Origin of the sequence: Neobacillus massiliamazoniensis, from assembly GCF_001048695.1 — a bacterium.
Classification (GTDB): Bacteria; Bacillota; Bacilli; order Bacillales; family Cytobacillaceae; genus Neobacillus; species Neobacillus massiliamazoniensis.
This window is the reverse complement of sequence record NZ_CVRB01000008.1, coordinates 1-12696: the sequence shown is the minus strand read 5'-3', so window position 1 is coordinate 12696 and position 12696 is coordinate 1. Positions and strand designations below refer to the sequence as shown.

The window sequence follows — 12696 nt, the reverse complement described above, 5'->3', positions numbered from 1 at the left end:
CACCGCACGAAGGCGATAGCATTTTCGAGGATCTCGTGCCCTCCGCTCCAATCAACATAGTTTCAAAAATCAACAATGACCTTTAACACAGCCAATAAAAAAACGCCTCTGTCGTATAGACAGAGACGCTATTTACGTGGTTCCACTCTGATTAGACCGAAGCATCATACAAGCAAATCATTTGCATATAGCTTAATATCGGTCTCACTTTAACCTGTTAACGGAAGGGGTCCGCCCAAATCTACTCAGATCAGAGTCTTTTCAAAATGGGGCTCAGAGGTGCATTTCAAAAAATGAGAGGCCTAAACCACTTTCAGCCGGTGATGGTTCTCTCTTTAAAGCTTCATTTTTTTACTTATCCTCTTCAACGCTAATTATTCGTATAAAGTTATTTCTTTTACTATATTATATTTTTCCTTTAATGTTAACTAATTATTTTTTGAATTCGGTTTTGAACCTTTGTTTTTCCTAATAATTCAATTGACTTCGGCAAATCTGGACCATGTGTTTGTCCTGTTACAGCAGCTCGAATTGGCATAAAGAGATTTTTTCCCTTTTGTCCGGTTGCTTTTTGAACAGCCTTCATCGCTGCCTTTATTCCTTCAGCTTCGAAGTGTTCTAACTGATCAAGTTCATGAGAGAAAGCCTTTAATACTTCCGGGACTTGTTCCCCTGCTAATATTTCCTTCGCCTCTTCTTCAGTTTCTGCCACGTCATTAAAGAACATATCCGAAAGTTCAACGATTTCTGCACCAAAGCTCATTTTTTCCTGTAAAAGCGATACTAGGCTTCGTACCCATTGTCTTTCTTCCTCGCTAAGATTTTCACTTAATCTTCCTGCTTTTATTAAATGAGGCAACGCAAGGTCTACCACCCGGTCAAGGTCAACCTTCTTCATGTATTGGTTGTTCATCCAGGTAAGCTTGTGCTTATCAAATAAGGCAGGTGATTTAGATAAGCGGTTTGCATCAAAGATCTCGATAAACTCATCTATCGAATAGATTTCTTCCTCGCCGGCAGGAGACCAACCAAGCAAAGTAATAAAGTTAAATAATGCTTCAGGAAGGTAGCCTAATTCTTCGTATTGTTCAATGAACTGAATAATTGACCCATCCCGCTTACTTAATTTTCTGCGGCTTTCGTTTACAATTAACGTCATGTGACCAAATATTGGCGGTTCCCAGCCCAATGCTTCATACACCATCAACTGCTTCGGCGTATTAGAAATATGGTCATCCCCGCGCAGTACATGAGAGATCTCCATTAAATGGTCATCAATTGAAACAGCAAAATTATAGGTTGGGATGCCATCCTTTTTGACCATGACCCAATCGCCTAAACCTTCAGATTCAAATGAAACGGTACCCTTTACCATATCATCAAACGTATACGTATGTCCTTCCGGAACTAAAATACGAATGCTTGGTTGTCGGCCTTCATTTTCAAGCTGCTGACGTTGTTCTGCTGTTAAATGACGGCATCTTCCGGAGTATTGCGGAGTTTCGCCTTTTGCTAATTGTTCTTCGCGCTCTCTTTCAAGCTCTTCTTCCGTACAATAACATTTATAAGCCTGACCGTTCTCTAACATTTGATGGTAGTATTCTTGATAAATGTCATTTCGTTCAGATTGCCGATATGGTCCGTATTCTCCGCCGACATCGACACTTTCATCCCAATCCATTCCAAGCCATTTCAAATACTTTAATTGGCTTTCTTCGCCGCCTTCAATGTTCCGCTTTTGATCGGTATCTTCAATCCGGATTATAAATTTACCTTGTTTGCTGCGGGCAAATAAATAATTGAAAAGGGCCGTACGGGCATTTCCAATATGTAAAAATCCGGTTGGACTTGGTGCATACCTAACACGAACTTCTTTTCCCATTTTGTTTAAAGCCTCCAATTCAGAAAAGCGCAAGCGTATTGCCTAGGGACTGTAGTCCTAAAAGCCTATAGGCGATGTAGCAAGACAACTTTTCATTTTTCATACGATTTATTTTACCACTGAGTATGAACACAGCAAAGTTAAATACCAACCTTTTTTAATAAAAAGCTATGTTAAACTTGCCTGTTGATTTGCGCTCCAGGCACTTCGCTTTCCGCGGGCGTTCCGGGGAGCCTCCTCGGCGCTTAAGCGCCTGTGGGGTCTCCCTTGCCCCGTACTCCCGCAGGACGTTGAATAAGCTTCCAAGAATCATCACCGCACGAAGGAAATGCGTTAGCATTTTCGAGGATCTCGCGCCTTCTGCTCCAATCAACATAGTTCAAAAATCAACAATGACCTTTAACACGGGCTAATAAAACCACTGCCTGGGAGGCAATCCCTTCTCCCCGGCCTGTGAAACCTAATTTTTCTGTCGTGGTTGCTTTTACATTCACTTGCTCTGGTGATGCTTCAAGTAATTCAGCAATTCTAGCTTTCATTTGTTCAATGTATGGAGCCATTTTGGGTTTTTGAGCGATTATTGTACAATCTGCATTAACAAGTTCATACCCTTTTTCCTTTACGAGGCTCCACACATGTTCCATTAACTTTGCGGAATCGGCATCTTTAAAGTTTGGATCCGTGTCAGGAAAATGCTTCCCGATATCCCCTTCTCCAATAGCACCAAGACAGGCGTCGGATATCGTATGCAGCAGGACATCCGCATCTGAATGACCTAAAAGACCTTTATCATAAGGTATGGTGATCCCGCCAATAATGAGGGGGCGTCCCTCCGTTAATTGATGGACATCAAAGCCCTGTCCAATTCGATACATCTGCAAAACTCCTTTTTACCCCCGATTTCTTTTCTTTAAAATAGCTTCTGCAAAAAATAAATCTTCAGGTGTTGTCAGCTTAATATTATCATAATCCCCTTCGACAATTGAGACAGGGTGGGAGATTCTTTCCACTAAACTGGAGTCATCCGTTCCAATAAAATGGTCGTCCTCTGCTCTTTTATAGGCTGCATGCAACAACGAAATACGAAAAGCTTGTGGGGTTTGTATTACCCACAAGCTAGATCGTTCGACAGTTTCTACTATTACCCCATTGTGTACCTTTTTCATTGTATCCTTGGCAGGTACACCAATAATCGCAGCACCCGTTTCGTTTGCCTTTTGAACCAACAGATGAATCTGCTTTTTTTGAATAAAAGGGCGGGCAGCATCATGGACGAGAATGATCCCTTCAGGATGGACGGTTTTCAGTGCATTATATATGCTATGCTGACGTTCAGGGCCTCCATGTACGAACTTGATTTCTTTATGAATATGATATTTTTTTATTAATTCCTTAAATTCCATTTCATCTTGAGGATGAATGGCTAAAATGATGCGATTGCAAAGCGCATCTTCCTCAAATACTTTTAAGGTATGGATTAAAACAGGAACTCCATTTAACTCTAATAAGAGTTTATTTTTCCCTGCTCCCATTCTTTTCCCCTGACCCGCGGCCGGTAGAATGACCTGGTAAGTCATATAAAAACCCCAATCTCTCTTTCTGTCTAGCTCCAGCGCCTAGGGGCTCGGGGTCATAAGCCAATCCGTCCTGAAGGTTAAAAAGCAACCTTCATGCAGGCTTGTCTTATGCCTGTCGCCCCTGACCAAGGCGCTTCCGCTTTTCTTGCTACAAAGCTTTTTCTAATAATTTCGGTTTGGCAAAAATCATTCTGCCAGCCGATGTCTGAAGAACGCTTGTAACAAGAACCTCAATTCGTTTTCCGATATATTCTCTTCCTTCTTCGACGACAATCATCGTACCATCATCTAAATAAGCAACGCCCTGATGATACTCTTTACCATCCTTGATAACTTGAACCGCTAATTCTTCACCAGGAAGAACAACCGGCTTCACAGCATTGGCTAAATCATTAATGTTTAAAACCGATACATTTTGCAATTCACAGACTTTATTCAGGTTGAAATCGTTCGTAACAAGAATCCCACTTGTTATTTTCGCCAGCTTAACCAGCTTGCTGTCCACTTCTTGTATTTCCTCAAAATCACCCTCATAAATTTCCACTTTAATTGCCAGTTCTTTTTGAATTCGGTTTAAAATATCCAAACCTCTGCGACCGCGGTTTCTTTTTAAAACATCAGAAGAATCAGCAATATGCTGAAGTTCCGCAAGCACAAATTGTGGAATCACAATCGTTCCTTCTAAAAAGCCTGTCTGACAGATGTCCGCAACACGACCGTCGATTATAACGCTCGTATCTAGAATTTTCAATGAGTGGCTTTCGGCTTTTTCATTTTCCTCTTCACCGGATTTTTTCTTACCAATACGGTTCGTAAACAGACCCAAAAGTTCATCTCTCTTTTTAAACCCTACCTGAAAACCAAGATACCCAAAAAGCAATGTCAATAAAATAGGTGCGATAGCATGTAAAATCGGTACTTGAACAGCATTTAAAGCAAAACCAATTAAAAAGGCTACTATTAGTCCAAAAATTAACCCAACACTTCCAAAAAGCACATCTGTGACAGGAATTTTGATCAGAGAATCCTCCGCCCATTTAATAAATTCAAATACATAATCAACTGCCCAAAAAGTAATAAGATAAAAAATAATAGCACCTAAAATAGCGGCAACATATGAGTTACTGACAATGGGAATGTTATTCATATTCATTAATTTTAATAATTCTGGGATCAGCAATATCCCGAGTGTTCCTCCAATGATAAGGAAGCAAACTTGAACAATTCGTTTTAACAATCCCTTCACCTCCTTTACTCATTATAAACATATTCGTAAAATTGAAACCTTCATTAAATAATATTTTTCCAAAATGTAACCAATTTGCAACATAGGGCTATTTTCGGATAAAAGGAAATCTATTTCCTTCTCATAGGGTAGCATTTTCGAAAATCATGTGTCAAACAAATAGAAATTTAATATTTTAGCATAGAAAATTGCTGATTTCAATGCTTTCTACAGATGTCGTTCCGTGAAAAGGCGTTCCTTCATCAGTTTAAAGCCCTCTTTAATTTTTTTTGCACGAACTTCCCCAATTCCTTCTACTTCATCCAATTCTTCCACTGTTGCCGAAATAATATTTGAGAGAATACCAAATCTTGTAATAAGGTTTTCGATAATCACAGCAGGAAGGCGAGGAATTTTATTTAATATCCTGTAACCACGCGGGCATTTATTTTCATCTAAATGAACATAGCCAACGTACCCCATCAATTTTAACAGAGCCATATCTTCAATAGTTTCGTTGCCGGTTATTGCCTGTATTCTTTGGAGAATTTCCTGTGCTTTGATGTCTCGCTCAAATGCATAGTCTTTAATGATCAATATCGTTTCCCTTTCCAAATCGGGTAAAATTTCATCCATTTGCAGGCGAATAAGGCGACCTTCTGTCCCTAGCTCATTTAAATAAGTTAATAATTCATTTTTGATTTTTAATACCATTTCAAAGCGGTGAAGAACAAGCAAAAAATCATTATAGGTAACCGATTCTTCAAACTCCAGGATACTTAAATTTGTAATACTCCGCCCAAGGACCGTCTTGTATTTTTCAAGCGTCTGAATCGCTTGATTTGCTTTAGTGAAAATCACACCGATGTCCTTTAAAGCATAACGAAAATTACCTTGATATAAAGTTATGACATTTCTCCTTTGTGAAATGGCGATGACAAGCGCTTTAGTTTGCTTCGCAACCCTCTCGGCCGTTCGATGACGCATTCCTGTTTCAGATGAGGGAATAGTGGAGTCAGGTGCCAGCTGGGCATTGGCAAAGAGAATTTTATTTCCAAATTCATTTAGAATGATGGCTCCATCCATTTTGGCTAATTCATATAAAAAGCTAGGGGAAAAAGGACAGTTTAATTGAAATCCTCCGTCTACAATCGCTCTTACCTTTTCATTATAACCAACAACAATGAGTCCACCCGTTTTCGCCCTTAGCACATTGTCTATTCCTTCTCGAATTGGCGCTCCTGGGGCGACAAACTGCAACACGTCATTCATTGAGTGCTCACCAAGCTTTTTATTTTCCATTAGCTACCCTCCTAAAGCTACTCTTAACGCTTCATTTACAGAAGAAACACCTATTAATTCAACTCCCCTAGGTCCTTTCCAGCCGCTGAGATTGTTAGCAGGTAAAATAACCCGCTCGAAGCCAAGCTTCGCTGCTTCCTGTACGCGCTGCTCTATTCGTGAAACTCTTCTCACTTCTCCTGTAAGCCCTACCTCCCCAATAATACAGTCTGTCGGTCTTGTTGGTTGATCACGAAAGCTTGAGGCAATACTCACAGCAACAGCTAAATCAATGGCGGGTTCATCTAATTTTACTCCTCCAGCAACTTTTAAATAGGCATCCTGATTCTGCAGCAGCATACCTGCTCGTTTTTCGAGGACAGCCATTAATAGCGGCACCCTGGTTTGGTCAATTCCTGTTGCCATTCTTCGAGGATTTCCAAAGCTTGTCGGCGAAATCAATGCCTGAATTTCCACAAGAACCGGACGCGTTCCTTCCATAGAAGCCACGACCGTTGACCCTGCTGCTCCCCGCGACCGCTCTTCAAGGAAAATTTCAGATGGATTTTCAACCTCCTCTAATCCAAATTCCTTCATCTCGAAAATACCCATTTCGTTTGTTGAACCAAAACGATTTTTGACAGCCCTTAAAATGCGATACGTATGATGCCTTTCTCCTTCAAAATACAAAACAGTATCCACCATATGCTCTAACAGTCTTGGACCGGCAATTGACCCTTCTTTTGTCACATGACCGACAATGAAAATTGCAATTCCCTTTGTTTTTCCAATTCTCATCAATTCCGCAGTACATTCTCTTACTTGGGAAACACTGCCCGGAGCAGAAGTTACATCCGGATGAAAAACCGTTTGGATTGAATCAATAATCACAAAGCTAGGATTCGTCTCCTCTATCGTACGATTAATTTCCTCCAGATTTGTTTCGGAATAAACAAATAAATTTTCCGAGGATATAGCTAAGCGCTCAGCACGAAGCTTTGTTTGCCTAAGTGATTCCTCCCCGGATATGTATAAAACTTTATTGCCTTTTGTTGCAAGCTGTGAAGAAACCTGAAGCAGGAGTGTGGACTTTCCAATACCGGGATCACCGCCAATCAAGACCAACGACCCCCTCACTACACCGCCGCCAAGGACACGATTCAATTCATTTAATTCTGTGAGAATTCTTGGTTCACTTCCTGTTTCAATCGTAGTGATCGGAGTGGGTTTGGAAACAACAGTGCCGCCCTGGGAATGGGCAAACGCCCCTCTTCTTGTGGCACCCACTACCTCTACTTCCTCGACCATCTTATTCCACTGACCGCATCCAGGACATTTTCCCATCCATTTTGGCGATTCATAGCCGCACTCCTGACACATAAACTTGGTTTTTCTTTTTACCATTTATTTCTACCTCACTCTTGACAGTACTCAAATAAAAAAAGAGATACACGATTTGATTGTATTCACGTGTACCTCTGTCAATGAGACCGTAAGTTTGCTTGAGACTTTTTATTTTGCTAAGCTGGCTTTCTTAGCCTTTTTAACTATAAAGTCTCCCTTCTCTACGTCGATAATAACATGCTGTCCTGTTAAAACTGTGCCTTTTAACAGCTCTTCAGAAAGTCTGTCTTCAATATGCTTCTGAATAGCGCGGCGCAGTGGTCTAGCACCGTATTCAGGATCATAGCCTTCCTGTGAAATCTTAGCCTTTGCCTCTTCCGTTAATTCTAGAGAAATGTGCTGTTCCTTTAAACGTTTAACCAATTGGTCGGAAAGAAGCGTCACAATTTCTTCCAGATGTTTTTTCTCCAGCGAATGGAAAACAATAATTTCATCAATTCTGTTCAAGAACTCAGGACGGAATGCTTTCTTTAATTCATCCATCACTTTACTCTTCATATCCTTGTAATCCCTTGTAGCGGTATCTTGAATATTAAAGCCTACATACTTGTTTCGTTTTAGTGCTTCTGCTCCAACATTGGACGTCATAATTAGGACAGTATTGCGGAAATCAACAGTTCTACCCTTTGAATCTGTCAAACGTCCATCTTCAAGAACCTGAAGTAAAATATTGAAAACATCCGGATGAGCTTTTTCAATTTCATCCAGCAGGATCACGGAATACGGTTTTCTCCGAACCTTTTCTGTTAATTGACCGCCTTCTTCATAGCCTACATATCCTGGAGGTGAACCAACGAGGCGCGAAGTGGAATGCTTCTCCATGTATTCCGACATATCAATCCGAATCATTGCATCTTCATCGCCAAACATTGCCTCTGCAAGGGCACGGGCAAGCTCAGTTTTCCCTACACCGGTAGGACCAAGGAAAATGAAAGAACCAATCGGACGTTTTGGATCCTTTAGTCCTGCCCGAGCACGACGGACGGCTTTGGCAACAGCTATGACCGCTTCTTCTTGACCAATTACCCGTGAATGTAAAATATCCTCCAAATTAAGCAGCTTAGCGGTTTCCGTTTCAGCAAGCTTTGAAACAGGAACTCCCGTCCAGCTTGAAACTACACTTGCAATATCTTCAACGGTTACTTGGTTGTTTTCTTTTCCTTGCTTTTCCTTCCAGCTTTTCTTCGTTTCTTCCAACTGTTCGCGTAGGCGCTGTTCCGTATCCCTTAGAGAAGCCGCCTTTTCAAACTCCTGACTTTGGACAGCAGCATCCTTCTCTTTCCGCACTTCCTCTAACTTAACCTCTAATTCTTTTAAATTAGGAGGAGTCGTGTAGGAACGGAGGCGTACCTTTGAGCCTGCTTCATCAATTAAATCAATGGCCTTATCTGGCAGGAATCGGTCAGAAATGTAGCGATCAGACAGCTTAACAGCCGCTTCAATCGCTTCATCAGTGATCGATACGCGGTGATGTGCTTCATAGCGGTCACGCAAGCCTTGTAAAATTTGAACAGATTCCTCTGCAGTTGGTTCATCCACACGAATTGGTTGAAAGCGGCGCTCAAGCGCAGCATCTTTTTCAATGTACTTGCGATATTCGTCCAGTGTAGTCGCACCAATACATTGCAGTTCTCCGCGGGCAAGGGACGGCTTTAAAATATTGGAGGCATCAATCGCGCCTTCTGCTCCGCCTGCCCCGATTAAGGTGTGAAGCTCATCGATGAAAAGAATAATATTACCGGCCTGGCGAATTTCATCCATTACTTTTTTTAAGCGATCCTCAAATTCACCGCGATATTTCGTACCTGCTACAACCGTTCCCATATCAAGAGTCATAACCCGCTTATCGCGAAGGATTTCTGGAACTTCATTATTTACAATTTGCTGAGCTAAACCTTCAGCAATCGCTGTTTTCCCTACACCCGGTTCACCAATTAATACGGGGTTATTTTTCGTCCGGCGGCTTAATACTTCAATCACTCTCTGAATTTCTTTACTGCGGCCAATGACAGGGTCGAGGCTTCCCTCTCTAGCGATTGCAGTTAAGTCGCGTGCAAGACTATCAAGAGTTGGAGTGTTTGCACTTACAGATGTACCCCCCTGATGTCCGCCTGACTCATTGCTTCCTAAAAGCTGTAGTACCTGCTGACGCGCTTTATTTAGACTGACGCCTAAATTGTTGAGGACGCGTGCCGCAACGCCTTCTCCTTCTCGAATCAAGCCAAGCAAAATATGCTCTGTACCAACATAAGAATGTCCTAGCTTACGCGCTTCATCCATCGACAGTTCAATTACTTTTTTTGCTCTTGGTGTATAATGAATCGTTTGGGAAGTTTCTTGTCCTTTGCCAATTAAATTTTCAACTTCCTTCTGAATTTTATCAGAACCAAGTCCAAGTCCATAAAGTGCTTTTGCTGCTATTCCTTCACCTTCCCGAACCAGACCCAATAATACATGCTCAGTCCCAATATTATTATGTCCAAGTCGGATCGCTTCTTCCTGCGCTAACGCTAAAACCTTTTGAGCCCTTTCAGTAAATCGACCAAACATCATCTTTTTTCCTCCTCACCTATTGAATTCCATATTTAATCGTTCCCTAATTAAAGCAGCACGTCTAATATCTCGGTCATACGGCCTTAAGGGACCTCCTGCATATTGTTGTAGAAAACCAGGCTGAGTTAAAATCATAAGCTCAACTAGAATTTTCTTGGACAGATTTTTAATATAGCCCATATCAATACCTAGTTGTACGTCTGATAAGCATTTGGCTGCTTCTTTTGATTCTATGATTCGACTATTCGTTAAAACACCGTAAGATCGAAATACTCTATCTTCTAATTGTATGTTTGAAGTCTTGCGTAATGCTTCACGTGATGATCTTTCCTGTGAAATTAACTGGCTGACAACCCCTTTTAAATCACGACAAATGTCTTCTTCTGATTTTCCTAGAGTAATTTGATTGGAGATTTGAAATATATTACCTAGAGCTTCACTACCTTCCCCATAAATTCCCCTTACCACTAGCCCTAACTGGTTAATGGCTGGAATAATCCGATTAATCTGCTGTGTAAGGATTAAACCCGGTAAATGCATCATTACGGAAGCTCGGAGTCCAGTTCCAACATTAGTCGGACAGCTAGTTAAATATCCATGCTTTTCATCAAATGCATATTGAATATGACTCTCAACCCAATCATCAATTTGATTAGCTGTTTCTAGAGCTTCTGATAATTGTAATCCTGGATACAAACATTGAATCCGTAAATGATCCTCTTCATTAATCATAATACTAACTTCTTCGTTTTCGGTTATTAAAACTGCCCCATAAGGTGAATCTTCAGCGAGGTGAGGACTGATTAAATGCTTTTCAACTAACACCCTTTTCTGCAAAGGTTGCATTTCATCCATTTTAAGTAAGTCCATCCTGTTGCTATCATCAGTATCTCTTACTATACTTTCCATACTATTAATAATTTGTTTAGCTTCATCAGGTGAGAATAAAGTTGGAAATTTATACTGATCAAGATTTCGGGCTAAACGGACTCGGGAGCTTAGAACAATATCTGAATCAGGTCCTTCTGCTGTCATCCAAGAGCTCACTGCATGATTGATAAATCTTTCGAGTGACAAGTTATTCTCCTCCCTCTAGACTTTCCGCCAATTTCTTTTCTATTGTTCGGATTTCATCTCTCAATTGCGCAGCCTGTTCAAACTCTTCATGTAAAATGGAGCTTCTTAATTGCAACTTTAATTCCTCCATTTTTTTCTTTAGAGAAATTCCTCCACCCATTCGTTTTGGGATTTTCCCGCTATGAGACAAATTACCACTATGCAGACGTCCTAAAACAGGATTAAGTTGATCCTTAAATGTTTCATAGCAATGAGCACATCCAAAACGACCCACCTTTAGAAATTGCGGGAATGTCATCTCACAGTGATTACATTGGAGAATTTCCTCTTGATGAAACGGATTTTGATCGGACTCTTGAAAAGAAAGATCAATATTTAATAACCCTGCCAATAGGTTATTAAAGGCAAACCCTGATCCCCCATTAAAAATAAACATGTCACCTTTTTCTTGCGCACACTTTTCACAAAGATGGAATTCTGTTTTTTCACCATTAATAATTTTGGTAAAATGCAATGATGCAGGCCTTTGATTACATTCCTGGCAATTCATTTTCTCACCTCTCCCGCATGCAAAAAGTTATTTATACTTTATCGTTGTTAACATCGCCCTTAACATTCTTGCTCTTAGTTCATCGCGATAAGGAAGATCAATATATAATACAGAACGGTCAATTACACTTAGCATAATTTTGGCTTCACGATTGGTTATTATGCTTTCTTGCACTAGTCTAATAATAACATCCTCAGCACTTGCTTGGCTGATTCTATTATCAAACAATGATAGCAAATGGTCGATTAAATGTGCTAAATCATGGGATTGGACCTTAATAATTCGAATATAGCCGCCGCCACCTCGTTTACTCTCTACAATATATCCTCTTTCAATCGTAAATCTGGTGTTAATCACATAGTTTATTTGCGAGGGTACACATTGAAACTTATCAGCAATTTCACTTCTCTTTATTTCAACAAGGTCATCCTCACTCATTTCTAACACTTTTTTTAAATAGTTCTCAATAATATCGGAGATGTTTCTCATCCTTCCACCCCCTCTGACTTTGACTATATTTGACTTAAATTATACTCAATATTAAGTGGTGTTGCAACGATTCTGTTACTAATGATTTTCTCCAAATCTTAGGGTTGTGAAACATGGGAAAGATGTTTTTGTTTCTGCGTTGGAATTATTTGAGGTTGTGGAATTGGGAGATGGGATGGGTTGAGTTTTTTGGGGTGAGGTGGTTGTGGGCGAGTTTTTTGGGATTTCGCGGATATATCGGTTGGATTCGATTCGCGGATATATTACTCGGATTCGCAGATAAATTGAAAAAGCAACTGAAAATGTTATAAATTTACTGATGATTTTTTCGATTCGCGCATAATACTGTACTTTTCGCGCATAAAATGAATTTTTCGCGCATATATTTTAAAATTTGCGCATATCACCTTTAGATTCGCGCATATAATTTAATTCACAGTCAAAAACTAGAACAATTTGCTGTTAAAAGTAGTGATTTTTAAAAAAATAGTAATAAAATACAAAAAAGACAACCAAATTCGGTTGTCTTTTATTCATTTGCCTGGCAACGTCTTACTCTCACAGGGGGATAGCCCCCAACTACCATCAGCGCTGAGAAGCTTAACTTCCGTGTTCGGTATGGGAACGGGTGTGACCTTCTCGCTATCGCCACCAGACT

10 protein-coding genes, 1 rRNA gene and 1 other annotated feature are annotated in these 12696 nt (G+C 40.4%); all 11 genes read right to left on the bottom strand.

Features of this window, described 5'->3' with window-relative positions:
- Nucleotides 1–118 precede the first annotated feature (118 nt).
- Nucleotides 119–377, bottom strand: a binding site (T-box leader).
- Between the two features lie 47 nt (nucleotides 378–424).
- The gene (gene gltX / locus BN1082_RS26000) at nucleotides 425–1882 is read right to left on the bottom strand and encodes a glutamate--tRNA ligase (RefSeq protein ID WP_090640194.1); all 1458 of its coding nucleotides are present in this window, start codon (nucleotides 1880–1882) and stop codon (nucleotides 425–427) included.
- Between the two features lie 386 nt (nucleotides 1883–2268).
- Nucleotides 2269–2757, bottom strand: a complete 489-nt coding sequence (ispF, locus tag BN1082_RS25995) for a 2-C-methyl-D-erythritol 2,4-cyclodiphosphate synthase (RefSeq protein ID WP_090640191.1) — start codon at nucleotides 2755–2757, stop codon at nucleotides 2269–2271.
- A gap of 15 nt (nucleotides 2758–2772) precedes the next feature.
- On the bottom strand, nucleotides 2773–3459 hold the full coding sequence (ispD, locus tag BN1082_RS25990) for a 2-C-methyl-D-erythritol 4-phosphate cytidylyltransferase (RefSeq protein ID WP_090640190.1): 687 nt from the start codon (nucleotides 3457–3459) through the stop codon (nucleotides 2773–2775).
- A 148-nt stretch (nucleotides 3460–3607) separates the two neighbouring features.
- Nucleotides 3608–4696 carry a PIN/TRAM domain-containing protein gene (locus BN1082_RS25985; protein WP_090640187.1) on the bottom strand — a complete coding sequence of 363 codons (1089 nt, stop codon included), beginning with the start codon at nucleotides 4694–4696 and terminating at the stop codon, nucleotides 3608–3610.
- A 216-nt stretch (nucleotides 4697–4912) separates the two neighbouring features.
- Entirely contained in the window at nucleotides 4913–5986 is a 1074-nt protein-coding gene (gene disA / locus BN1082_RS25980) for a DNA integrity scanning diadenylate cyclase DisA (protein WP_090640185.1), read from the bottom strand.
- Between the two features lie 3 nt (nucleotides 5987–5989).
- Entirely contained in the window at nucleotides 5990–7369 is a 1380-nt protein-coding gene (radA, locus tag BN1082_RS25975; protein WP_090640182.1) for a DNA repair protein RadA, read from the bottom strand.
- A gap of 108 nt (nucleotides 7370–7477) precedes the next feature.
- Complete coding sequence (gene clpC / locus BN1082_RS25970) at nucleotides 7478–9922, bottom strand: ATP-dependent protease ATP-binding subunit ClpC (protein WP_090640178.1); 2445 nt, start codon at nucleotides 9920–9922, stop codon at nucleotides 7478–7480.
- 12 nt (nucleotides 9923–9934) lie between these two features.
- Nucleotides 9935–10999, bottom strand: a complete 1065-nt coding sequence (gene mcsB, locus BN1082_RS25965) for a protein-arginine kinase McsB (RefSeq protein WP_090640176.1) — start codon at nucleotides 10997–10999, stop codon at nucleotides 9935–9937.
- Nucleotide 11000: 1 nt separating this feature from the next.
- Entirely contained in the window at nucleotides 11001–11549 is a 549-nt protein-coding gene (gene mcsA, locus BN1082_RS25960) for a protein-arginine kinase activator protein McsA (protein WP_090640173.1), read from the bottom strand.
- 27 nt (nucleotides 11550–11576) lie between these two features.
- Entirely contained in the window at nucleotides 11577–12038 is a 462-nt protein-coding gene (locus BN1082_RS25955; RefSeq protein WP_090640170.1) for a CtsR family transcriptional regulator, read from the bottom strand.
- Between the two features lie 539 nt (nucleotides 12039–12577).
- Nucleotides 12578–12694: ribosomal RNA gene (rrf, locus tag BN1082_RS25945) — 5S ribosomal RNA — on the bottom strand.
- Nucleotides 12695–12696: the final 2 nt, after the last annotated feature.